Origin of the sequence: Streptomyces sp. CA-146814 (assembly GCF_050942385.1) — a bacterium.
Classification (GTDB): domain Bacteria; phylum Actinomycetota; class Actinomycetes; order Streptomycetales; family Streptomycetaceae; genus Streptomyces.
This window is the reverse complement of the sequence record NZ_CP192070.1, coordinates 52,975-77,967: the sequence shown is the minus strand read 5'-3', so window position 1 is coordinate 77,967 and position 24,993 is coordinate 52,975. Positions and strand designations below refer to the sequence as shown.

The window sequence follows — 24,993 nt, the reverse complement described above, 5'->3', positions numbered from 1 at the left end:
CATAACACCGGGGCCCTGGAGATTCCGCCTCCGGGCCCCGGCCCCTTCCCCGCAGACTGCCACGACGAAGGAGACCCCAGTGAACCACCCCGAACGCCCCGCCGGGCGCGTGCTCAGTGAAGCCGAGGCAGCGGCCGAAGCCGCCCGCCTCATCGCCGAGGGCTACAGCCGAACCAGCTCCCCCGTCCCCGTCGCCAGCTTCTACAAGGACCCCATTCCCGCCCCCACCGGGCCTACCGTCGGGACCACCCCGCCCCAGGCGCAGCCCGGCCGGACGCCGATGAGCCAGGGCGCCACCGACGCCAGCGTTCTCATGCTCGCCGGCGGGGGAGCGGTGTCCATGGTCAGCGTGTCCGCCGGACTGCTGATGTACCTGTCCCAGTACGCCGACCCGGTCGTCTGCGGCGTCGTCCTCGGCGCCCCCACGGTCGTCGTCCTCGCTCTCTGCCGCCTGGTCCGGCGGGCCAAGGACGTCGCGCAGGCCGCCCCGCCCGTGATCCACCACCACTACGAGGGCAGCACGGTCGTCCAGGACAACACCGAGATCAACACGCACACCCGCGGTGTCATCGCGCACACCACCAACCGGTTCGACGGCTAAGGGGAAACGACTATGAAGCAGCGACGCGACAACGTCCTGGCCTCCGTCCTCGAAACCCACGGTGAGCACTGCGCCTGCCGCGGCGCCTGCGGCAAGGTGCACACGGGCGAAGGCGAGCAGTGCAACGCCGCGAGCAGCGGCAAGAACAAGCCTCTGATGGCGGCCCCGCAGAACCCTCACGCCACCGATGTGCAGAACGCCGCCGCGCCGCTGGAGGAGCTTCGGCCCTGGTGCTGGTCGTGCTGGCGGGCCGCGCTTGCCGCCGAGCAGGTACGCGCCGACGAGCGGCGCTCGCAGGAACTCGCCGAGATGCAGATCGGCCTGTTCGACGTCGGCGCCGACGCTGCGGCATAGCGACCGGCCAACCGGCTCCGGTCATGAACAGCGTCGGCTGACCACCGGCACGGGAGCGGCCGAACCTCCGACCGGAGGCGCGGCCGCTCCTGCACTTCCCCATCCGGCTCAACCGCTATGAGAGGGACTCCATGACCCCGCCTGACGGCAATCTCGACGCCCGCCTGGACGCGGCCAACGACACTGTTCTCGCCGAGATCAGCAGGACCGACGCCAAAAGTGGTGTCCTGCTCACGAGCTTCTCCCTCCCGCTCGCCGCGCTCATCGCCGTGGTGCCCGGGAAGGACTTACCGCCCCCGGTCGCCACCCTCGTCGGCGCCGGCGCCGTCGGCCTGATCGCCGCGATGCTCGTTGTCCTCATCGTGGTTCACCCCCGACTGGGCGGCGCCGCCCGCGGCAGCTTCCTCTACTGGTCGCTCTGCACGCCCGAGGACCTGCTCAAGGACCTCCAGCACCCTGGCGACCGCGTCCGCCACATCATCCACCTCTCCCAGATCGCCCGCCGGAAGTACAAGGGCCTGCGGCTCGCCGGGATCATCACCGGCGCATCACTCCTCGCCCTCGGAGCCGCACTTCTTCTGGCCCTCGCTCACTGACCGATTCCTCGACCAAGGAGAACAGCATGGAAACCGAGCTGAACCCTGTTGATGCCGCCCGTCGGGCCGGGCTCTGGGTGGTAGGCGCCTTCTGGGGAAGTCACGACGACGCCAAGGTCCTCGCCCTCGCCACCCGAGACGACGCTGACCCGCTCCCGTACGGGTGGGCCTGCGAATGCGGGATCGGTCAGCGTTTTGCCGCCGAGGGAGACGCGTTCCGCAGCGCCTGGTACCACGTCCACCCGCCTCGGTGGCGCTCCCTGCTCCGGCGTAACCCTCTCCTGCGTGGCCTCGTCCAGCCCACCGCGCGCCTCCGACACCCTCGGGTGACCTGACGCGTGGCTGGTCGGGCCGTTCCTGCCGCCCTGTACGCCGCCCTGCAAGTTTGCTTCCCCTGCGGCGGCCTGCCCGAATGGCTGACCGCCGCAGGCCCTCGCTGCGCCACGGGTGCCGCACAGATCCTGATCGAAGGCGACGGTCGCGCGGAGGAATTCGCCGGCCTGGTCGCGCTCGCCTGGTGGGAACTGCTCCAGGATCCCGGCGACGACCCTTTCACCGACCTCTTCACCAGAGCCTGCGCCAACTACCTGAGCTGACAACACGAAGCGGGCCCCGTCCTCTCGGACGGGGCCCGCTTCTTTTGCGTTCAGGCGGTCTATGCCGCCGCGGGTTCGGTGCTCTCGGTGCCCTCCGGGGACTCTGAAGCCTCTTCAGTGGGCTGCTGGCGCGATTCGGGGGCCTTCCCTGATCCCCGCTTGGTCTTTGCGCGCTCGTTGAGCTGCTCTCGGCATTTCAGGATCTCCGCTTCGAGCGCATCGAGATAACGCTCAGCGGCCTTCCTGTCTCTCCGGGCCAGGCGTCGCACCCAGGGGAAGGAGACCGCCTTCTCTGCTCGGGCGGCGACATCGACCTCTTCCTCGCCCTTCTCGTCGCTCCAGTTGTCCAGGAAGGACTGGATGGCCGTTCTGGCGGCCTCATTGTCGAACTCTTCGGTCTCCGGGAGGACGTCAACCGCTCCCCGAAGGACCTCGGCGGTGACGGCAACGTCGGAGGCTGCCACCGTCGCGTACACGAAGACTGCGTGCTCCACATCCCACGCCTCACGAACGGAGACCAGCTCCCAGACCTGGGCCTGGTTCGCCTTCTTGGCTTGCTCCAAGGTCAGGCGAGGGGTTCCAATTGGAACGGAATCGTTCGACGCCAAATCGAACAGGGCTTCCGCGAGCCGCCACGTGCGGATCAGCTTCCCTGCGTAGTTGGCCTTCATCCCCCAGCGGGTCCAGCAGTAGTCCTCGAAGCTGGTGTGCTCCGTCCGGTACAGCCGGCTGTCTCGGATGATCTGCAACGCCTTCCCGGCCAGCCAGAATGACCACTTCAGAGTGTCGACGGCTGCCTCGCACTGGGCGAGCGACTGCCGTTCATCTGAGGTGAGAGTCGTGGGCTGCCCCGAGATGGGGCGGAAGAGGTTTGGCAGGGCCCGCGCCATGTCGATGGCGCTCCTGAACTCGAAGCGTTCGGTGGCCGATCCGCCGCGCTGGCGTCCCATCAGATCAGTCCTTCCACGGCCAGGGCCAGCTTGTAGAAGTCCTCCCGCGCGCGGAGGGCTGTACCGCTCTCGGGGTACTGGATAACCGTCAGGCCTTGCTCCGGAGCCTTCGCGTGCAGCTTGTACCGGCGTACGGCCTGTGGCATGTACGGGTAGCCGCGCTTGTTGCACCACTCCTGCATGTCCTTGAGATCGGCTTTCGTGCGATCCGTGCCGGAGTCCCAGTTGTTGATCACCATGCGGAACTTGATGCCGCGAGGGCGAAGGAGGCGCTCGACGGTGTACTCGGCGGGGTCGTGGGTCAGCGTCTCGACCGGGACGATGGGCACGAGGGCAAGGTCCGTGAGGTCAAGGATCTCGCGCATGGCCTCAGCTGCCGGACCCTTGCCCAGAGGGTCGATGGCGTCAAGGTCTGCCTCCGGGTCAATGTCTGCGAAGCCAGGGGTGTCGACCACGATCCGGCGCACTGAAGGGTCTCTGACCAGGTCAGGGATCTCCCCCAGCCTGCCGCGGGTGACGACGTAGTCAAATGGCAGTCGCTTTGCCGGGACCTTTCGGGCCCACTTCTCCAGTGAGCCTTGGAGGTCGATGCCAGCAGCGACGACCGGGCATGGGCAGTCGGGGTCATCGGGGTCGGCAGAGGGGTTGTTCTCGCCGAGCACGGCGGCGACGTTGACGGCGTCTGTCGACTTTCCTGCGCCGCCCTTCTGCTGGAAGAAGGTGATGACCTTGGCGCGGTGTTCCGTCTCGGGGTGTTCTGTCTCGGGACTTTGAACGGGGGGCATTGGACCTCCGTGGGCTTCCCCTGGTGGGTACTCGGACGCGGTCATACTGCCAGAGCCGGGACCGTTCGCCGAGCATCGGTCGTCCGGGGGTAAGCGTCGCCCGGATGCACCTTGCTGTTTGTTCGATTCCGGGTCGAACAAAGTCGTTCCAATTGGAACGCTCAGGGGATTTCCTGCTGGCCGATGCTTACCGCTCGATCGATTGCCGCGCGGAGGAGGTCGCCGGTCGTGAGGACCTTAGCGCGGAGCTCCTCCCGGATCTTCAGTGCGGACTGGGGCGCGGAAGGCCGTCCGGCGGCGGACGTGAGGGCGAGTTCGGGGGGCACGCCGTTGCGCTCGGCCTCGCGTAGGGCCGTCTCGGGGTCGTTGCCCCAGCGATCAGCCCATTCCTGGAGTGCCTCGACGGCGTCTTTGCTGGTCCAGTACGCGGCGCGGCGTACGGTCTCGCCGAGGGTGTACGGCAGGTTGATCGAAAGGCGTTCGGTGTAGCCGCCCGCGCCCATCGGCTGGCTCGGAGGGGTGCCCCACCGGCGGCCCGGGGCGTCGACTTCGCCCTCTGGTGGCTTGGGCCACTTGTGGTCAAGGCCTCGGGCGATCAGTTCCTCGCGTACGGCGCGGGCGATGATCTCGTCCCGGTTGCCGCCGAATTCGCCGCTGCGGCGCTTCCTGGAGACCTCGGCCCGGATGCTGCGGCGGACGGCCGCGGCTTCGCGTCGGGACAGGCCGGGTGCGAGTAGCTCGTGCCGGCGCTCGCGGATCCAGGCCTCCTCGCGGTCCCGCTCATCCTTCGCGTGCTTGAGCACCCCCTTGTGTGCTGCCTCAGTCAGGGCAACGTGGAACTTCACCTTCGCCATGCTCGCCATGAAGGAAATGTAGCCAGATAATTGGGGGGCGTACTGTTCCGGCCGTGTCGCAAGCGCTGTAGGGCGGTTGATGGTGCGGCAGAGGAAATCCGCTGTTGGTGAGTCGTAGGGTCAAAGAGGATGGATCAAGTCCGGCCGCTGGTGAGCCTCCGGACGAGACCGGGGGAAGTCCTTGGTCGCGTCCGTGGGGGCAGCGTGCCGGGCCGGGTCCAAAGCCTGTGCCCGACGAGCACCACGGGGGAGAACGCGTATGAGTACCGGGGAAGTGGAGCCGCCGCTCCGCGATGACGAGGGGAACCGTAATGGCGCAGCTGAGCAGGCACGGGCGGACGGCCCGCGAGTTCTGGCAGACGTACCGGCCGCGGGCGCTGGCGGAGCTGGGGAGCCCGGAGCAGCAGGAGGAGTTCTTCGTGGCTCTGGACCTGCGGGTGACGGAGCAGATCGGGCAGACGGCGAACGAGCTGCTCCAGCAACTTCCGGTGGAGCAGCGGGGACCGGCCCGGCGGGCGGTGAAGTCGCAGGCGCAGGAGCTGGTCTACGCGGATCTGGTCTGGCTGGAGAAGGAGCCGGGGACGGAGCACCGGGAGATGTAGCTCCGCCGAGGTTCCGTCCGGGCGGGCAGAAGGATCTGGCGCCGGCCGGGCAGGGGGATCGGGCCCGCGCGAACCTGGCCGCCCTTCAGGCGCTGCGCGTCCTGGAGGATGAGCAGCGCTCGGCGACGGAGGAGGAGCAGACCGTCCTGGCCCGCTGGTCGGGCTGGGGCGCGCTGCCGGTGATCTTCAATCCGCGCCTGGGCCGGGACGCCTTCGACACCGACGACGCCTACGAGCGGGCCGCCGCACGCTGGGACGCGGTCAGCGACCTGCGGGAGCAGATCCGGGCCCTGCTCACGCAAGACGAGTGGGATGCGGCCCGCCGCAACACGCTGAACGCCCACTACACCGACGCCGCCCTGGTCCGCTCGATCTGGGGCACGGTCCGCACCCTCGGCTTCACGGGCGGCCGCGTCCTGGAGCCGGGCAGCGGCAGCGGCAACTTCATCGGCCTCGCCCCGATCCTGGTCCGCGACACGATCCGGATGACCGGGGTGGAGGTCGAGCCGACCACCGCGGCGATCGCCCGCCACCTCTACCCGGACGCCGAGATCATCACCAGCGGCCTGGAACAGATCGAACTCGCCGATGGCGGCTTCGACGCTGTCGTCGGCAACGTCCCCTACGGCCGGTACAAGCGGTTCGACAAGGTCCACAACAAGGACCTGACGCTCTCCATCCACGACCACTTCGTACTGAAGTCGCTGTACGCCACCCGCCCCGGCGGGATCGTCGCGCTCATCACCTCCCGCTACACCCTGGACGCGCAGAAGACCGAGGCGCGCGAGCGCCTGTATGAACTCGGCGACCTGGTGGGCGCGGTCCGCCTGCCCGCCGGGGCCCACGGGGCGGCCGCCGGAACCGATGTGGTGACCGACGTGCTGATCCTGCGGCGCCGCATGGAGGGCGAGGAGCCCGGCGACCGGACGTGGCTGACCGCCACGAAGCGGGCCCTGCCCGGCCACGAGAGTGAACTCGCGGTCAACAACTTCTTCGACGCACACCCCGAGTACGTCCTCGGCGAGCTGCGCGCCGGCTCCCGCGAGTGGGGCCCGGAGGTCACGGTCGTCGGGCGCAGCGACCAGACCCCTGCCGACGCCCTGGCGGCGGCCGCGGCCGCCATCGCCGTGGACGCGCAGGCCGCAGGACTCCTCGCCGCCGAGGACCAGCGGGCCGAACCGGTCGCGGCCATCGTCCCCGGCGGTACGGAGGACGCCCTGGGGCTGGATGCCGAGGGCAACCCGACGATCGTGGAGAACGGCCGCCCCGTCCCGCTGGACGTCCACCCCGAGCAGCGTGAGCAGCTGGTCAAGCTGATCCGCCTCAAGCACCTCACCCTCGCCCTGTACGAGGCAGAGGGGGACACCCTGGAGCCGGGGGAGACGCCGCAGCTCGCCCGGCTCCGCGCCGAACTGCGAGTCGGATGGCGGGACTACCGCAAGAGCCACCCGCCGCTGACGAAGCCGCGCCAGCACTACAAGTTCACCCCGCCCGAGGCCAAGGCCCGCGCCGCCGAGGAGGGCCTGAAGGAGGTGCCCGAGGGCTGGAAGGCCCGTACCGCGTTCGCCTGGATCGATGACGACCCCGACGCCGCCCTCCTGTTCGGCCTGGAGGAGTGGGACGACCGGACCCGCAAGGGCATCGAGCAGAAGGTGCTGCACGCCCGCGTCCTGGAGCCCCGCACCCTTCCCGTACGGGCGGCCACGGCGGAGGACGCCATCGCCCTGGCGATGGAGTACGACGGCGGCCGCCTGGAGATGACCCGGGTGGCCAGCCTCCTGGGCTCGGACGTGGAGACGGTGGCCGCGCAGGTCGCCGACGCCTCGCTCGCCTACCGCGACCCGGAGCAGGGCGGGCCGGAGGAGGAGGTCTGGGAACCGGCCCACCGCTACCTGTCCGGCAACGTCCGCACCAAGCTCGCGGCCGCCCAAGCGGCCGCCGGGGTCGACCCGACGTTCCTGGGCAACGTCGCCGCTCTGGAGCGGGTCCAGCCCACCGACCTGACCCCGGCCGAGATCAAGGCCAAGATCGGCGCTCCCTGGGTACCGGTCGACGTCTACGACGCCTTCCTCGCCCACCTCGGGTTCGAGAACGCCAGCGTCCTGCACGCGGGCGGCACGGTGTGGGAGGTCCGCGGCGCGCACCACGGTGACCTGGCCCGCAAGGAGTGGGGCACCGGCTCCCGCTCCACGCAGGACTTGTTCACCGCCCTGCTGAGGCAGACCGACTCCACGATCCAGGTCACCCACAAGGACGCCGACGGCAACACCTGGGTGGACCGCGAGGCCACCGACGAGGCGCAGGAGAAGGCCAAGCTCATCGCCGAGGCCTTCGACGACTGGGTCTGGTCCGACAAGCCGCGGGCCGAGCGGCTCGCGGGCATCTACAACAAGGTGTTCAACAATCTGGTGATGCCGGAATACTCCGGCTCCGCCCTCGTCCTGCCCGGTCTGATCGCCGACTGGGAGATGCGGGGCCACCAGAACGCGGCGATCCGCCGGATCGTGAACGAGCCGACCGCGCTCCTCGCCCACGTGGTCGGCGCGGGCAAGACGGCAACGATGGCCGCCGGCGCGATGGAGCTCCGCCGTACCGGACTGGCCAACAAACCGGCCCTGGTCGTGCCCAACCACATGCTCAAGCAGTGGACCCGCGAGTTCCGCCAGCTCTACCCCAACGCGAAGATCCTGGCCATCGCCGCGTCCGACCTGAGCGTGAAGCGCCGGGCGAAGTTCATGGCGCGGATGGCGGGCGGCGACTGGGACGCGGTGATCTTCACCCACGACGCGTTCAACCGGGTGCCGCTGCGGCCCGACTCCATGCGCGACTACCTCGACCAGGAGATGCGCTCGCTGCGCGAGCAGCTGGACGTGGCCGCCGAGGCGGGCATGGGCCGCAACACGGTCAAGCAGATCGAGGAGAGCCTGGCCAACGCCGAGGCCAAGCTCCAGAAGCAGATCGAGTCCCTCGGTGACGAGAACGGTGTCTTCCTGGAGGACACCGGCATCGACTACCTGTTCCTGGACGAGGCGCACGAGTACAAGAACCTGCGGACCGTCTCCGCGATCCCCGGCGCCGCGATCCAGGGATCGGCCAAGGCCACCAAGCTCCACATGGTGCTGTCCTGGCTCCGCGAGACGAACGAGTCCGACCGCGTCGCGACCCTCGCCACCGGCACCCCGATCGCCAACAGCGTCACCGAGGCCTACGTCCTCAAGCGCTACCTCGCCCCGACCCTGCTGGCCGAGATGGGGCTCGACGCCTTCGACAACTGGGCCGCCACGTTCGGCGAGGTCGTCTCCAACCTGGAGCCCGACCCGAAGGGCGACGGCTACAAGTACAAGGCCCGCTTCGCCCGCTTCTTCAACGTCCCCGAGCTGATGTCCGGCTACCGGACCTTCGCCGACGTGCAGATGGCCGAGGACCTCAACCTCCCCACCCCTCCCGTACGGGAGAACGAGGACGGGAAGCGCGGCGAGACCATCCTCATCCCGCCCACGCCGGCGCAGCGCGAGTTCATCAAACGACTGCCCCACCAGGACTGGGTCCGCAAGCCGGGCGGCGTGCTCAAGGCCCTGGGCGAAGGCCTGCGGGCCTCCGTCGACCTCGACCTGGTCGACGCCACCGGCGCCCTGCGCGCCCTGGGGATCAACCCCAACCGGATCATGAGCACCGACCCGGCCACGGGTGAGCAGGTCATCGACTACACCAAGGTCGCCGAGATCGCCGACCTCGCGGCCACCGACATGCGCTCCGTCGGCGGCACCAAGGACATGGGCAGCAAGGTCCCCTACGCCGCCGAGAAGATCACGGAAATCTGGCACGAGACGAAGGACATCGTCTACCCCGTCTCCGACAAGGACCCCAGCCCGCAGGACCTGCCCGGCGGCCTCCAGCTCGTCTTCCTGGACGAGGGCACCCCCGGCAGCAAGGCCAAGCACGGCACGAACCTGTACGCGGACCTGCGCGAGGAACTGGTGGCGCGCGGGATGCCGCGCGAGGCGATCCGCTTCATCCACGAGGCGGGCACCGACCTGAAGAAGGAGAAGCTGTTCGCCGACTGCCGTGCCGGGCGCGTCCGCGTCTTGATCGGCTCCACGCAGAAGATGGGCACCGGGACCAACATCCAGGACCGGGCGGTCGCCCTGCACCACCTGTCCTACCCCTGGCGGCCGGCGGACATGGCCCAGCGCGACGGCCGGATCGAGCGCCGCGGCAACCTCAACGCCCCCTGGATCGACAACACCCCCGACGACGTCCGCGTCCTGTACTACATCACCGAGCGGACCTTCGATGAGTTCCGGCTGACGACCCTGGCCCGCAAGGCGCGGTTCATCGGCCAGATCCAGCGCCGCGAGTTCAACCTCCGCGAGATCGAGGACATCGGCGCCGACGCCCTCAACCTCGGCATGCTCGCCGCCCTGTCCTCCGGAGACCCGGCGATCCTGCAACTGGCCGAGGCGACCGCAGAGCGCTCCCGCCTCCAGGGCCTGGCCCGCAGCTGGGACCGGGCGCAGGACAACCGCGCACAGGACCTCAAGGACATCGACGGCTACATCGCCCGCGCCGAGCACGCCCTGACACGGATGCGGGAAGCCGCCCCGACCCGCCGCCCCACCGCTGGCGACGCGTTCGTGATGACCGTGGACGACGCGACCTACCGCTCCCGCGACACCGCCGCCAACGCGCTCGGCGCCCGGATGGCCGCCATCGCGAAGGACCAGTCCGTACGGCCCGGGCAGCACGTCCCCCTCGGCACCCTCGGCGGGCAGGACTTCCACGCCGAGATCGTCTACGGAGCCAGCGGCGGCCGCCAACTGCGCCTGCGCTTCCCCTGGGGCAACGTCGTACCGATCGGCCACCGTGACGACCGTGCCCAGTGGCAGGCCTCCACCGTCACCCCGTCCAACGGACGCGGCGCCATCCAGTCCCTGGAGCACTTCCTCAACCACCTGGACGACGACCTCGAAAAGCTCGCAGCGTCCGCCGCCACCCAGAGCGGCCGCCGCGAGGAGATCATCGCCAACCTGCGCCCCAAGGAAGACAACCCCTACCGGATCCAGGCCCGCTCCAAGGAGCGCGAGGAACGGGCCCTGAGCAAGCTCGTCGTGGCCAACGAGAAGGAGCAAGGCCTCGCCGAGCGCGCCGAGCGGGCCGCGAGCAACAGCCCGGACGGGCAGGACGAGGAGGACGAAGAACTGACCGCCCTGCGCGAGCAGATCGCCAAGCTCCGCAAGGCCGTCGAAGACGAACACCGGATCCAGGAACAGGCCGCCGCGTCCGCACGCGGCGAGACCGGCCAAGAGCCCGCACCCCACTCCGGGGCCGCCGCATCCGAACCCGCCCCGGCCGAGACCGCCGGGACCGGTACGGGAGAAGCAACTGCCGGTCCTTCCTCGACCGGCCCGGACCGGACCGCGGCCGGATCGCAGGACCAGCCGCGCCCCGAGCAGCCTCCTGCGGACCCGGGCACCGAGGCCGCGAGCGAGCCGAGCCGGGAGCAGCAGTTCCAGGAAGCCCTGGACGAACTCCTCTCCGGCACCGGGGCGGAGCCCGAAGAGTCCGGCGCGCAGGACCAGAACCCCGCCGCAGAGGACGACGATCCGCTCCTCGCGCAGATCATCGCCCACGACATGGGCGCGCTGGCCGGGGAGGGCTGGACGGAAGTCGTGCGGCCCTTCACGAGCCAGCGCGAGGCCGCGTTCGAGCAGGAGCATGTCCAGGTCGTCTACGAGCGGTGGGCGGCCACACAGACCGCGCTGCCGATGCTGGTCGACGCCGACGAGGAACTGGCCGACGAAGACCCCGGGATCACCAACCCCGCCGGCCTGGTCGCCTCATGGGCGTACCGCGCCCGTCTCGCGGCCGCGAGCGCGGGCCCGACCGGCGGGAGGACGGTCGTCGAGCAGTACGAGGAACTGGCCCGAGCCGCCCGCCGCGCGGACACCCACCTCGCCGAACAGGACACGTACGTCTCCGACGACGACCGGGCCCTCCTCCTCCAGGTGGCCAACACCGCCGACCAGTACGCGCAGCGGCTGGCCGCCACCCTGGACGTCCTGGCCCAACAGGCACAGGAGCGCCAGGAGACGGAGAGCCCGGCAGAAACACGGCTGCGCGAACTCCAGGTGCTGGAGAGCGCCATGGAGTACCTCCGCGACCAGGGCTCCGACTTCCGCATGGACCGGCAGAACGCCACCATCACCGACCGCGAGGCCGCCGGTACCCAGCTGCGGGACGACCTCCTGCGCGTCATGCGCGAACTAGAAGAACTCCCTGCCGAGCGGCAGAACCTCGACCCCGACTTCCGGGTGGCGTACGCCAACATCCGAGGCATCGTGCTGTACGTCGGCTGGAATGAGCCCGGTACGCCCCGGGCGCGGGCCGTGCTGGGGTTCGACCAGCTTCCGCTGCTGGACCGCGACAGCTTCACTGCCGCCGAGCTGGAGGCCACGCCCCCGACGCAGCTGATCGACCGCCTCGACGGCAAGCTCGACCTCAACACCCTGGAGGCGGTACGAGACCGCGAACGGGAGGCGATCCAGGACCTTCTCGCCGACGGGGTGCAGGGGCAGCAGTCCCCGGTAACGGTCGGCTCGCCGCCCGTACAGTCCGGCGAGCCGACCGCCGATGCCCAGCAGCCGGAACCGGAGGCGCTGGGGGAGGACTCCGGCGACGTTGCAGTCCCCGAGGGATACCAGCCCTTCACCGACGACTCGGTGCAGCTGGAACCGGGAGACGTCGTCCGCGAGAGCTGGCGCCAGTACATGGAGGACCGCCACCTGCGCTTCCGCACGGTCACGGTCACCGAAGGCCCCGACCCGCGAGACGGCTACTACCGGTGCCGTCATCAGCTGGGCGGCGTCACCCGCATGCACCCCCGTGAAATCGTCGCGGTCCCCGACGGCTCACGCCTGCTGCCGGGCAACACCCCCGAGAAGCAGGAGCCCACGGCCCCGGAGCCGCAGGAAGCGCCGGAGGAGGCACCGGCCGCCGACGCGGCGCCCCTCCAGGAGCTGATCGGCGCTCTGGGCGACCGCGTCTCACTCACCCACATCGGGGGCCCGCAGCCCGGCGACGAACCGGCCGCCGAAGAACCGGCCGCCCCGGCGCCGGCGGAAGCCGAGCAGCACACCGGGCCCGCCCCGGAGATCGCCCGCATCGCGGCGGTCCTGCGGTACTACGAGCCGCTGCTGAAGCGCCACAAGCTGTCCGGCAAGGACGTGGTGGCTTACATCGACCGCCCCGGCGTCGGCTACAGCTACGACCCCGACAATCCGCTCCTCGACCTTGTGAACGAGATCGGCAAGGTCGGCGAACGGGTCGGAGGCACCTTCCGGCGCAGCTACAACGAGTGGGTCACCTACGAGGTCGGGGCTCGGCGCCAGGAGCAGAGCGAGCAGCTGACCAACCTGAACCTCGACCTGCTCACGCTCTACAACCGCGAGACCGAGCCGCTGTTCGAGGTCGACCTGGAGACGATCCTCGCCGCCCCGTCCGGCACCGTGATCGACCTGCCCGAGGCACCGGAGCAGGCTCCGTCCGCCATCGTGATCCATCACGATGCCGAGGGCACCACCGTCAAGGGCACCCACAAGGACGACCAGCCCGTACGCAACGCCCTCAAGGACCAGGGCTTCCGCTGGTCGCGGCGGCAGAGCATGTGGTACCTGAGGCGGGACACGCCCCTGGACGCCCGGGCGGACGCCGTGCGAGGCCTGCGCGACTTCCTCGACCGCATCGGCACCACCTACACCGCCTACTACGACGGCGCTCCCGCTCCGGCCCCGCAGAACTCGGAACAGACCGCCGAGACCCCGCAGGAGACGGCACCGGCTCCGGAGACCGCCGCCCCTTCCGCCGAGACCGCAGGCCACCCCGTCGGGTGGACGATCGCGGCACTGCTGAGCCAGCAGCAGCTGAAGGCGGTCGTCAGCGCGTACGCCGTGGACAGCCAACCACTCCGGCACGACGGACAGCGGACCGAGCGGGTACGCGAATGGATCGCCGTACAGCAGCAGACGCCGACCACGGCCTGGTACGCCTCGCCCAGCAGCGACCTGCCGGAGGCCTTGCGCGGCCACGGGGACGTGCGCCTGTCCACCGGCCGCGACGGCATCACCCTGGAGCAGGCCGGACGGACCACCGTGCTGCCGTGGGAGGAGATCCCCGCCTGGATCGAGGCGGCCGCCGTTCACGACGAGGCCGCCCGGGAGGCCAAGAGGTCCGCGAAGCGCCGGTACGGACGCTTGGACCGCGAGATCCACTTCCGCAGCGACGAATGGAGCCTGGCCGCTGGCCAGGCGATGGAAGACCTGGACGTCGCCCTGTGGGAGATGGCACCGCCGAGCGAGAACCAGCTCGCTGCGGCCCGCGAACGCTTCGGTCCCCACCCGCAGGAACCCTCCCCCAGCCCCACGGCCGAGACCCCGGTCGCCGACTCGGCGGAGACGACGGTGGACCCGTCGGGCGCGCCGGAAGCTGACCCGGCAGAGGCAGAGCCGGACGGCAACCGGCAGGACAGCGCTCCGCCCTCTGCGGAGGTACCGGCAGAGACCGCCGAGGCGGAGCCGGAGGGCGACTCCGCCGACGAGCAGGAAGAGGGCGACGAAGCGCCTACGGATGCCGCCGAGGGCATGGTCATCGTGCAGACCCCGGAGGGCCCCGGCCGGGTGGTCGGGACGGACGGCGACCTGGTGCTGGTCTCCACGCAGTTCGGCACCCGGGTCTACGAGGGGAACGAGGTCCAGTGGCCGGAGGGCACCACCCGGCCCGAGGACGGCGACTTCGCGGCCAAACGCCGACGGAACGAGGCCGACCTGGCGCAGGCCTCGACCGCCGAAGGCATCGAGCTGAACTACGGCGACGGCAACCGGCTGGTCGACCTGGACGCAGAGGCCGGGCACGGCACGGTGGTCGACGCCGACGGCGCGGTCGTCGGATGGGTCCGCGCCCGCCTCGGCGACGACGGCCGACGCTACTGGTGGGGCCAGGACGCCGAGGGCGGCCCCCCTGACAGCATGCCCTTCCACGAAGCGCTGCCCGTCTCCGCCGGCGTCCCGGCGATCAGGGCGGCCGGACACGTGCGTACGGGCCTGACCGCGGTCAAGGAGCCCGCGCACCGCCGCCCGATCGCCGCCGAATACGCCTCCAGGGAAGTGCGTCTGACGACAGCACAGGTCCGGGAACTGCGGAGGCTCACCCTGGACGGCACCTACTTTGACGGCACCCCGGTGGAGCCGCCTGAGTGGGTGGCCGGGCACCGCAAGTACCAGCTGAACGTCGCGCAGATGCAGGCCCTCGGAGAGGCCGCCCAGGCTGCTGCGGACGCCTTCCCGGGCGTCACGGCGGAGGAACGCCGCACCGCGAAGGTGCTCCGCAATGCCGCCGAACGCTTCGAGTTCGAGGTGTACGACACCGCCCGGTGGCGAGCCACCATCCCTCCGATCGGCGAGAGCGACCCGTACGCCAGGCCCTACCAGCCCCGTTCCCAGGCGGAGGCCCCTGAGGAAGCGTCCGCGTCTGCCCCGGAGCAGCAGAACCAGGAGGCGCCGGCCGCCACTCAGCCGGAGTCGGGCACCTCCGAGCAGTCGGACGAACCCACGCCCGCCGCGACCGAGGCGGCCCCCGCGGCCGCCGAGGAGCATGGTCCGGCCGATCCCGCCCCGGTCAACCTGGAACCGTCGGCACCTGTGTCGGACGCTGACAGTGGCCTGCTCGTTGTCTCGGACGAGTTCGCGCTCCTCTACGCCGCGTACCGGGAACTGATGCCCGCGGGCGTCGCCGACGACGGCGTCACCTGGGACACCAGTCGCATCGTCATCGCTGACGGCGGCGTCCGTGCCGACGGCGCTATGGTCGAGCGGCTGATGGGTGCGGGACTGCTGGAGTACGGGGCGACGCTGAACGTCGACATCACCCCGGCCGGACGGCAGCGCATCGACGAACTGAAGCGCACCGACCGCCCGGAGCCCGCCGTCGGCGACCGCGTTCTGTCAATCGCCTTTGGCAACCTGGGCATCGTCGGCGGCTACGCAGATAAGACGCACCGCCGTGAGGCGAAAGTCGTCTTCGACCGTGAGGGCTGGCCGAACGGCTGGGACATGGACATCGCCCCCCTCTACCTGGTCACCGTCGAACCGGGCGCCATGGAGCCGGAGGCGGCCGCCGAGGCGTACCGCGTGGCCGCGCTGCGACAGTTCCCGGGCACTCTGACGGACCCGGCCCTGCGTGGGCCCCTACTGGAGGCCATGACCGCTGCGGCGCTGGCCGCCCCGAAGGTCGCACAGGCGGCCCGCGCCAAGGACCTCAACAGCTTCATCTACCCGCTGGGTGCCTGGGGGAGCGAGTGGGTGACCGACCAGTGGGCGGACATCCCGCCGGGCGACTGGCCCGAATGGGCCCGCGCCTATTTCCGACGGGGCGACGACGCCGTCAGTGACCGCAACGGCCTGTACGCCGAGCTGGCGGGCCTTGTCTACGAGCGGCTTCGTGCCACGGACCCCGCCCCGGCGTCAGCCCTCGCCGACGCGGAGCAGCAGACCACCGAGGCGGAGCCTGGACCGGCCCCCGCCCTCGACAGCGATCTGGAGGAACAACTCGACCTGTTCGGCGTCGGCACGCCAACCTCGCCGGAGCGGCCCGACGCCGATCCGGAGCCGCAAGAGCCCCCTGCTGCTGACGAACTTGCCCAGCTGAAACGGGTGGAGTTGACCGGAGCAGCGGACATCCGGTACTGGATGCACGGGAGCATGCGGCCCGGTGAACCCGAGACGCTCCAATTCCACCTCAACCGCCAGACCCGTTCCTACTCGTTCAGCGATTCGATCTTCACCGGCACCCGTGACGAGTGCATGGCGTACATCGACTCGGAGGCGGCCGTTCGATCGGCGGCCGAGGCCTTGGACCCGGGTGACAAGGACGGCGAGCAGCGGGCGGCGGCCCAGGCATGGCTGCGTGAAGCCGCCATGGAGACTCCGGCGCCCGATCCCGCGCCGGCCGCCGCCTCGGAGACGGAGGAGGAGACGGCGGGCGTCACCGGCGAGGAAGAAGAACAACTCGACCTCTTCGGCCAGGCGGCCGCCCTTGAGCCCGCGCCCGCCCCTGCACAGCGCCCCGCCCGGAGGCGCGGGCGCCGTCAGCCGGAACCCGCCGTTTCATCAGGCACCGAGGAAGCCCCCCACGGACGGATTGGCATCTACGGGCACGCCGACCACGGAGAATGCGACCGCTGCGGCACCCCCGACACCGACCGCTACACCGTGGTGCTGCACTGGTGGAGCAAGGACCAGGCGGAGATGGCTGCCGAGTGCGGCCCGTGCGTCGAGCAGACCCTGGGCCTGTCCGAGCAGCAGTCCCAGAGCCTCGCCGACCTCGCAGAGGCCCGGCGCGGTGGCGTACAGATCTGGCCGCAGCCCTACTCCCAGGACTCCGAGATCGTCTTCCGCCGTACCGCCGAGAACGAGTGGACCAGCGTCCACCGCCCGACCGGTCAGCGCTACCGCACCGCGAAGGAAGCCGAGAGCGGATACCGGGGCTTCGTGATGCGCGACCTGTCCGGCGTGTCCGTGGGCACCGGCATCTCCGTCGGCACCATCGCTGAACTCACCGAACGGGCCGCACTGGGCCGCACCGCCGAGACTCACCCCACGGCCAGCGACGACTGGGTGTTCTTCTCCTACCGAGAGCAGCTGAAGGAAGTCGCTCTCCCCAAGGGGGAGAGCATCACGGCCCGTTCCAGCAAAGCCCGCCGGGAACGGGCGCCGCTGGAGCACGGCCCGATGTGGGGCCTGACCATCGGCGACACCGACTTCACGGTGGAGATGGTCTACCAGCAGGGGCTCCCCGGCGACGACGGTCACCGTCTGGCCGTGACGGACCCGGGAGGCACGGGCACCCGGCATGAACGGTGGCAGGGCGTGCTGGAGTGGGCCCGCGCGCGGGTCCGCGAACCGGAGGCTGAACCGGCGGACGCGTCCGCAACGACCCTGTCGGCGGCGCAGACGCCCGCCTCAGAACCGCAGGAAGCCCCGGCAGTGGAGACCGCCGAAACCACTTCCGCCCCGGCACCCGATGAGAACCCGACCACGACCGAACCAGCGGCCACCGAGAAGGCCGTGCCGGAACGCACGGATGATGACCCCGAACAGCAAGACCAGGAGGACGCAGTGGCAGACGAGCCGGAACCCACCTCCATCGCGACGGACGTTCCGGCTGGTGAAGAACTCTCGGCGGACAACCTGGTGCAGAAGGACGCCGAGCCTGCCGTGGACGTCGAAGACCCGCCCGAGCCCCGTACGTTCACGGAGACGGTCCCGCTCGCCAACGACGACCGGTACGGGCTCCGGCTCACCACCGTGGAGGGCGAAGGGCTGCGCGATGGGGAGCTGCTGTACGGCGAGGCCACCGTTGCCGTCGTACGCCGGTCCGCCGACGAACGCTGGTTTGCCCGCTCAGCGGTAGAGGGTCTGCCCGCCGACGTCACGGCACTGAGCGGCTCGCCCCAGGATGCGGCCCACCAGGCCGCCATCCTGTTCACGGTCCGCACCGGGGAGCCGTACGGTGAACCGCCGGCCGCGGCCGAAGCGCGGGAGATGTTGTCGCGGGTGGACGTGCTGCGCGCCGACCTGCGCACTGCCGCCGACCGGCACCTGCGCACCATCACCGTGGCGGCGGCCAGGGCGGACCAGGACTACGGGCAGAACCCGCACCTCCAGGACCTGACCGATGCGCTGGGGAACCTTGCGGCGGCCGTCCCTGATCAGCACGGCTCCCAGCAGATGATTGCCAACCTGACGGCGATCCAGCAGGCGGCTAACGCCTGGGGTGCCAACCTTCCGGCGGACCCCGCCCACGATGAGCGGCAGTTCCTCGCCTTCCCCCTCCTGGATCTGCTGTACGAGAGCACGCGTTTGCGCGGGCGGATCCAGGCCACCTTGGACGCGGTCCAGGCGGAGCGCGCGGCCGCCGCAGCGGCGCCGACGGCGCCCGTCGGCCAGGAGCAGGCACAGCAGGCGCCGACCCCTCCGCAGCGGGTCCGCGGCCCGGTAGCGGTGCTCGGACTGCGGGAGGTCGCCGAGGGCCGACTCGTGGCCATGGTGGACACCGTGGAGGCCTCGCAGACGCTGGTCCTGCCCGGCGTCACGTCCGCCGACCTGCCGGGGATGCCGCTGCCGGCCCGGGTGGAAGTGCCCATGCTGGTACGCCAGGCGCAGCGGGCCGAGCAGCTGGTGTCCGACGAGGAGACGCACGCGTGGCTCGCCGGGCACCTGGCCGACGGCCCGCTCGCGCAGGCCTGGAGCACTGACGCAGTACGTCAGGCGATCGTCGCGGTGGCGGCCGACGTGCTGCGGGACGGCACGGCCCCCTCGGTGGAGGAGGTCGCCGCCTGGCTGGTGGCCGCAGCATCCGAGCAGGACGGCCTGCTCCAGGCCGCCCACACCGCCGCCACCGTCGCCGACTTCGCGCCGGCGTTCGCGCAGGCCGCCGACGACCTGGTGGCCGACGGCGGCTCCGAGCTCCTTGTATGGCGCTACCTGGGAGACAGCGAAGGTAACCGCCGCCTCGACGTGCTGACCCTGGCCACACCCGGCGCGTACGAGCAACTGCGTGCGCTGACCGCCCCGCCTGAGAGCCCTGCTTCGGAGACGGCCACCATCCGCGAGACCGAACCGGCTGCCCCGATCGCCGCCGAAACACTGAAGGAGCCCGAGATGGCCACGCCCGCCCGCGATGACGAATTCGAGGAAGAGCAGCGGCCGGTTGACTCAGCAGCGCAGTCCGGATCTGTGATCTCGATCCAGCTGCGGAAGGGAGCCGGACAGGCGCTGATCGCCCGGGTGATGACACCGGACGCCATCAGGACCACGGTGATTCAGCCCAGGCTGCTCCGGCGGGAGCCGATGCCGGAACTGCCGCTCCCGATGATGGTGGAGGTGCCGATGCTGGTGCGCTCCGAGATGCAGTCCGACAGCTTGGTGTCGACCCTGGAGACAGGCCCGTGGCTCGCCAGGCACCTTGTGGGCGGCCCCATGGAGTCTGCCTGGGACGTCGGAGAGCTGCGTTCCGCGCTGGCGGACCTGACGCGTGACGTACTGCGCGAGGGCATGGCGCCCTCCTCCGAGGAGATCGCCGACTGGCTGGTCGACGCCGCAGCCGAGGACGGCGACCTGCTTCACGCCGCACACAAGAACAGCCTGGACGACTTCAGGCTGATGTACTTCCCTCGGGCTGCCGAATTCATGATCACCGGTAGCCGCTGGGAACACCTGCGGTGGGCTTACTCCGAGCAGACCCCCTCTCAGCGGAACGAGCTACTGTCTCTGGCTGCGCCCGCCGCCTACGAGCGTCTGCGGGCCACGGAACTGCCCACCTCGGCGGAGACGGTCTCCCCGGACGTTCAGGGTGCGGCTCCCCGCGAGGAGCCCGCGACGGCCGCCCCGTCTCCCGATATCCCGACACCGGGCACCGTGGAGGTCAACGAAGTGGGCCAGGCACCCGAGAGTGTCAGCGCCGATACCGCCCCGGACACCGGTACAGGCGAGCGTCAGCCCGAGACCGGTGAGGTTGTGGATTCCGCCGCATCGGAGGAGCCCACCTCTGAGACGGTCCTCCCCGTCGACCTGCCCCTGGCTGCCAATTTCGGCTGGGAAGACAGCTTCGTCTGGGTGGAGGGCCCGGCGGACGTCGTTTCCGAGTTCGACGGCGTCAAGGCAGCGTGGGACGAGAACGTGCCCGCGGAGAACGGGTCGGGGGAGGACCTGTTCGCCGACGTGCAGGAACGCTTGGTGACTCTTCAGCAGCTGCTCGCCGAAGCCGTCGCGGAGGCGAAGCCCGCCCCCGAGGCCCTGCCAGTCATCCCCGTGCAGCCCGCGCCAGCCGCCGAGCCCACGCCTGCGGCCGCCGCGTCGCCTTCCGGTGCACCGGAGGCAGTGCCGGCGGACCGCGATCCACAGAAGGCGGCGGACGCGGTGAACGCGGCGCTGCGGCAGGCTGACGAGCACGCCCCCGCTCTCCAGGACCTGCCGGAATGGCAGCGTCTCCAGACGGTCCGTGGCGCCTTCGGCAACCTCGTCAACGTCATCAGGGAGCGCGCGGGGGAGCACTTCGGCAAGCTCATGGAAGACGGACGCGTCGCCGACTTCCTCCGCCGTACGTCGCTCCGCGTGTGCGAGAAGGTGGCCAGGTGGGCACAGGCAGGCGCGGACCGGCTCCGGCGCGACGACGAGCGAGGCCAGCAGCAACGCTCGGCCCTGCCGAGCGCCGATGCGCTGCTGCGGCTGGGAGACGCGGCCCTCGCGTACCGCGGCCCCCGGAACGCAGGAAGCACGCCTCCGCCCGCGAGTGACGTGCCGGACGTGAAGAAGGTCGAGTCGCTGAAGCGGATGGGCGACGCCCTCGCCCGGCCCATGCCCGTCGCCGGGAAGCGGCCGTCTGCGGCGGCCGCTCGTGGACGGTCGACCACGACCTCCAAGCGGCCGGTGAAGGGGGCGAAGAAGTCGGCCACCGGTGTCGCCGAACAGGCCGGGCACCTCCGCCGCAACGGCGACCAGCAGTCGGCCGCCAAGCCCAACCAGCAGCGCTGACCCGGCTTCCCGGGCGGGCACCGGTGCCCGCCCGGGTACCGGCAAGGCCGGGTGCCCGTAGGTGGTGAATCTGGCCAGATAACCTGCGCGGCCCGGCGGTCTACGCAGGACGCCGCCCCTTTCGGCCCGGTCTCCTTGGTCGACCGATCCCGCGCCAGGGACGAAAGGGGACCGAAGCGGTACGCGCCCACGACGGCCTGGGCCCCATCGCGGCAGCAGCTGCTCCCCCCTCGGCCACGGTCGGCAGCGCGGTCTCCTCGCGCGCCCGTCATCCGCGACGGCGGGAGTACGGCGAGCGGCCCAACTCCCGGCGGGGTGACGGCGACCGGTCCACAACCGACCCCCTCCCTCCGCCGCCAGCCGTCGTTCCCAGCGCGACGCACCTGCAGTCGCGCACGCGGCAGGCCACGGAGGATTACGGAGTTCAGGCGTCCCACGGCCGGGCCCGCGCGGTCTCGCGCTGACCAAGCCCGGAGGTAACAGTCAGCAGGTCACGGGGCACCCACGAGTGAACCGGGGCCTCTGCCCGTAACGGCGCACGCGGTGGTCGACGTTGGGCCGTCCATGCGACGAATGATCACGGCCGCCGTTCTAGCGGCCGCCCTCCTCCCCGTGTCCGCCGTTCCCGCGGCGGCCGCGCCCACGGCCGCTGGCCGGTACGTTGACACGCGGGTCAACGCCTGCGCAGGATCCAGCGGGTGCCGACCGGGCATCGTCGTGCACCACTGGCACAAGCGCGGGTCCGCCTCGCGCGGTGTCGGCTGGGTGTACGCATCGCGCGACGGCCGGGGCGACGGCATCGCCCGATGGCTCGTCAAGAAGCCGGGCGATGCCTGGAAGACGGGCGGGAAGTGGAAGCGCGCGGGCAGGGTCGGCGGTGACTTCGTGGAGACGAGCTGGGGCCGCGACGGGCACACCGGCCCGATCTACCCGCGCGGTACCCGGGTGTGCGTGCAGTTCCAGGGTCTGGCCGCGAAGGCGTGCGTCACCCTCCGGTGATGGTCACACCTGGTGTGCAACACGGGGTGAGACACGTTCGCCACTAGCCTTCTCTAGAGGCCCCGGGTGACGAGACTGGCCGAGAGTTCAGCGGCCAGGCACGCCGCAGCGCGGGTGCCTGCGCCTCCGGGGGCCTGCTGGTACGCACGGATCAGGGCTGACCCGACGATGACGACATCCGCGTACGCGCTGACTGCACGGGCGCGCTCTGGGCTGGAGACCCCTATCCCGACGCCCACGGGGAGCGAAGTGAGGTCACGTGCCCGCTGCACGAACGTCTCCAGGTCGACGGCGAGCGGATCGGTGGACCCGGTCAACCCCGGCAGGCCCGGAGCGTAGATCATGCCTCCGCCCGATGCACCGATCCGCGTCAGCTCGGCGTCATCCGCGCCGTGCTGCGGGAGGAGGACCGTGTGGATCCCGACCGATCGCGTGGCGGCCAGCCAGATGGCGGTCTCATCGGCGGGGAGATCGGGCACGATCACCCCGGCCGCGCCGGCGTCCTTGGCCTCGTACGCGAAGCGGGCGGGCCCGTATGCGGCTACCGGACCCCAGTACGTCATGATCAGCAGGTTCGCCGGTGAGTTGGTGGACAGCAGCCGGGCGGCCAGGAAGGCGTCGCGCATGCGGAAGCCCGCTGCGAGGGACTGCTCGGTCGCTGCGCGGATCACCGGCCCGTCCATCACCGGGTCGGCGCAGGGCACGCCCCCCGGCGTGCTCGGCCAGGGCGTGCAGGGTGGCGAGGCTTCGGCTAAGACGCTGTCTCATTTGGTGAGTCTGCGGTAGCAGATGAGGGTGCAGGCGATGCTGGTGAAGGCGAGGAAGTGGTCCCCCTTGCGTTCGTAGCGTCGGTGGAGGCGTCTGCACCCGGCGAGCCAGGCCATGGTGCGTTCAACGGTCCAGCGATGGCGGCCCAGCCGTTGCGAGGGCTCGACTCCCTTGCGGGCGATGCGGTGGGTGATGCCGCGTTCGCGTAACCATCGCCGCAGGTGGGCGTAGTCGTAGCCCTTGTCGGCGTGAAGCTTTCCGGGCTTGCGCCGTCGCCGGCCGCGGCGCGAGCGGATCGGCGGGATGCCCTTCACGAGCGGGATCAGGGCCTGGCTGTCGTGCAGGTTGGCCCCGGAGATGCCGACGGATATGGGCAGACCCGACCGTTCCGTGATCAGGTGGATCTTCGAGCCGTACTTGCCCCGGTCGACAGGATTCGGACCTGTCAGGTCCCCCTTTTCAGGGCCCGCATGTTCACCGAGTCGATCGCGCACCGCGACCAGTCCAGCTCGCCTCGGGCACCGAGCTCGTCGAGGACCAGGCGGTGGAGCTTGGCCCACACTCTGGCCTTCGACCACTCCGAGAACCGCCGGTGGGCAGTCGCGCCGGACGGGCCGAACGACGCCGAAGGCAGCTGCTGCCAGGTACAACCCGACGTGGCCACGAAGACGATCGCGGCCAGCACCTCCCGGTCACCGTGCCGACGCCGACCGCCGCCCTGCGGCCGCGACGGCGCCTCCGGCACCACCCGCTGGAACAACTCCCACAACTCGTCCGGCACCAACCGCTCAACGATCCCCACCATGACTCACAGAATACCGAGTCATCCAAATGAGATGACTTCTAAAGCTCGGGTAGCCGACCGGGAAGTACGGGGCGAGCATCGCTCGCCCCTCGTCGCGGCTGGCCACCAACGCGTGGTCCAGGCGGGAAGCGGCAGGGGATAAGCCGGAGTCGACGCGGGCGCTGAGGGGCCCGGGCCCCTGCGGTTCGAGCGACGCGGGCTGCGGGCCCGCGGCGAGGGTTCCTGGCAAAGGTTCAGAGTGAGGCACTGGCGCTCCGGAAGGAGAGAGCCCGGCGCGGAAACTGTGCTGTGCCGGGTGTTCGGAACGGGCGGGGGCGGGTGTGGTCGTCGTGGTGCGGAACAGTGGGGGCCCGGGCCACAGCAGCGGATGGGACTTGTTCGACCCAGGCCGCCGGGGTCAGGCATCCGTGGGATGCGAGGAGGCGGCCGCCAGTGATGGCGGGCGCGTGGGGCAGGGTCGTGAACGGCGCAGGGCGGGCACCCTGTTGGTGCCCGCCCTGTGTTGATCTCCTCCCGGGCGGGAGGCGCGCGGGCGCCTACTGGGCGATGTGCGCGTACTGCCAGAAGATCCATCCCTTGGTGCCCTTGTGGGCGCCCTGCCGGACGGTTCCGTAGTACCAGAGACCCTTGCGGTTACCTACCTTGTAGGTGCAGTGGTAGGTGAAGTCGGTGCCCTTCTTCAGCTGGCCCTTGGAGCTGTAGCTGGTGCTCGGGCCGCTGCGGAGGTTCACGTTGCTGGCGCTGGTCTCCCACACGCCTCCGGGAAGGGCGTCCTTGATGTTGCACTTCGAGGAGCCGACGGCGTTCGCGGCCGGGGCGAGGGCGACCGCCCCTCCCAGGGCGATGCTGGCCGCCAGGCCCACGGACAGAGCGCGCTTGCGAATACGCAACGCACTTCCCCCGTTGTTGTGCGTTCCTCGGGAGGGCAGTCGGGTCGGTGAACGCATGAAGGGGCTCCCTTTTCGAGCGGGGAGCTCCTGGCACCCAGGGCGATAGCCGCCGACCAAGGGGACGAGGTCCCGCCTGGTGTGGGCATGACTATTCTGGGAGCAGCGGCGTGGTGGTACACGCCTCTGGAGCGCCCCGTTGATGTGGATGGATTCCGGTTCGCGGTGGTGCGATCGGCGGTGGCCGTCCCTGGTGGTACAGGGGCGGCCACCGCTTTTGTGTCGTTGTGGAGGCTGGCGGCCGCCCTTCCTGGTGGTGGCGCGTTCCGAGGTGGTGCCGGCCGTTGGGGCCGGCACCACCACAGAGCGCTGGCTCGGGCGGGAGCCGAACGTCGTCACAGGCGGCAGGTGCGCAGGAAGAGGTCCCCCTCGTTTCGCGAGGAGGTGACGCAGGCCAGACACCCAGTTTGGTCTGGAATCCGGCCCGCTGCGCTTCTTTCTGCCCCCGTCACCCACCTGGCTGGCAGACCAAACACTGTGACTGGTTCGCAAGTGACTCTTCCAGGAGGCCGGTGAGAGATCAACGGAGGACATGGTGTGCGCACTTCTAGT

The 24,993-nt window shown here is 70.5% G+C and carries 14 protein-coding genes; 8 read left to right on the top strand and 6 right to left on the bottom strand.

From position 1 onward, the window contains the following. The first annotated feature begins 79 nt into the window (after positions 1 to 79). The 5 genes from ACQP09_RS34280 (at position 80) to ACQP09_RS34260 (ending at position 2,147) form a co-directional block, all read left to right on the top strand. Positions 80 to 601, top strand: a complete 522-nt coding sequence (locus ACQP09_RS34280) for a hypothetical protein (RefSeq protein WP_433406982.1) — start codon at positions 80 to 82, stop codon at positions 599 to 601. Between the two features lie 12 nt (positions 602 to 613). Continuing rightward, positions 614 to 955, top strand: coding sequence for a hypothetical protein (locus ACQP09_RS34275; RefSeq protein ID WP_433406980.1), 342 nt, complete (start codon positions 614 to 616; stop codon positions 953 to 955). A gap of 131 nt (positions 956 to 1,086) precedes the next feature. After that, complete coding sequence (locus ACQP09_RS34270; RefSeq protein ID WP_433406978.1) at positions 1,087 to 1,551, top strand: Pycsar system effector family protein; 465 nt, start codon at positions 1,087 to 1,089, stop codon at positions 1,549 to 1,551. Positions 1,552 to 1,577: 26 nt separating this feature from the next. Further along, a complete protein-coding gene (locus ACQP09_RS34265; protein ID WP_433406976.1) occupies positions 1,578 to 1,886 on the top strand; it encodes a hypothetical protein in 309 nt (102 codons plus the stop codon). A gap of 3 nt (positions 1,887 to 1,889) precedes the next feature. Beyond that, a complete protein-coding gene (locus ACQP09_RS34260; protein ID WP_433406974.1) occupies positions 1,890 to 2,147 on the top strand; it encodes a hypothetical protein in 258 nt (85 codons plus the stop codon). Positions 2,148 to 2,206: 59 nt separating this feature from the next. Here ACQP09_RS34260 and ACQP09_RS34255 read toward each other — a convergent pair whose 3' ends face one another. From ACQP09_RS34255 to ACQP09_RS34245, 3 genes are all read right to left on the bottom strand, one after another. Further along, a complete protein-coding gene (locus ACQP09_RS34255) occupies positions 2,207 to 3,097 on the bottom strand; it encodes a hypothetical protein (RefSeq protein WP_433406972.1) in 891 nt (296 codons plus the stop codon). After that, positions 3,097 to 3,882 (bottom strand): ParA family protein, encoded by a 786-nt coding sequence (locus tag ACQP09_RS34250; RefSeq protein WP_433406970.1) that lies wholly within the window; start codon positions 3,880 to 3,882, stop codon positions 3,097 to 3,099. The genes ACQP09_RS34255 and ACQP09_RS34250 overlap by 1 nt, the downstream gene beginning before the upstream one ends. Before the next feature lie 161 nt (positions 3,883 to 4,043). Further along, the gene (locus ACQP09_RS34245) at positions 4,044 to 4,745 is read right to left on the bottom strand and encodes a hypothetical protein (RefSeq protein ID WP_433406968.1); all 702 of its coding nucleotides are present in this window, start codon (positions 4,743 to 4,745) and stop codon (positions 4,044 to 4,046) included. Between the two features lie 302 nt (positions 4,746 to 5,047). Between ACQP09_RS34245 and ACQP09_RS34240 the strand changes: the two genes are divergently transcribed. The 3 genes from ACQP09_RS34240 to ACQP09_RS34230 all read left to right on the top strand — a co-directional run bounded on the left by ACQP09_RS34240 (position 5,048) and on the right by ACQP09_RS34230 (position 21,921). Further along, positions 5,048 to 5,338: a hypothetical protein gene (locus ACQP09_RS34240; RefSeq protein ID WP_433406966.1), complete on the top strand. Its 291-nt coding sequence runs from the start codon at positions 5,048 to 5,050 to the stop codon at positions 5,336 to 5,338. Between the two features lie 179 nt (positions 5,339 to 5,517). After that, the gene (locus tag ACQP09_RS34235; protein ID WP_433406964.1) at positions 5,518 to 20,922 is read left to right on the top strand and encodes a DEAD/DEAH box helicase family protein; all 15,405 of its coding nucleotides are present in this window, start codon (positions 5,518 to 5,520) and stop codon (positions 20,920 to 20,922) included. 612 nt (positions 20,923 to 21,534) lie between these two features. Further along, positions 21,535 to 21,921: a hypothetical protein gene (locus tag ACQP09_RS34230; RefSeq protein ID WP_433406962.1), complete on the top strand. Its 387-nt coding sequence runs from the start codon at positions 21,535 to 21,537 to the stop codon at positions 21,919 to 21,921. 53 nt (positions 21,922 to 21,974) lie between these two features. Here ACQP09_RS34230 and trpA read toward each other — a convergent pair whose 3' ends face one another. The 3 genes from trpA to ACQP09_RS34215 all read right to left on the bottom strand — a co-directional run bounded on the left by trpA (position 21,975) and on the right by ACQP09_RS34215 (position 24,384). Next, entirely contained in the window at positions 21,975 to 22,625 is a 651-nt protein-coding gene (gene trpA, locus ACQP09_RS34225) for a tryptophan synthase subunit alpha (protein WP_433406960.1), read from the bottom strand. A gap of 60 nt (positions 22,626 to 22,685) precedes the next feature. Next, a protein-coding gene (locus ACQP09_RS34220; protein WP_433406958.1) for an IS5 family transposase occupies positions 22,686 to 23,494 on the bottom strand; the annotation gives its coding sequence in 2 pieces (ribosomal slippage) (positions 22,686 to 23,146 and positions 23,146 to 23,494; 810 coding nt in all). A 536-nt stretch (positions 23,495 to 24,030) separates the two neighbouring features. Next, positions 24,031 to 24,384, bottom strand: coding sequence for an SH3 domain-containing protein (locus tag ACQP09_RS34215; RefSeq protein WP_433406956.1), 354 nt, complete (start codon positions 24,382 to 24,384; stop codon positions 24,031 to 24,033). Positions 24,385 to 24,993: the final 609 nt, after the last annotated feature.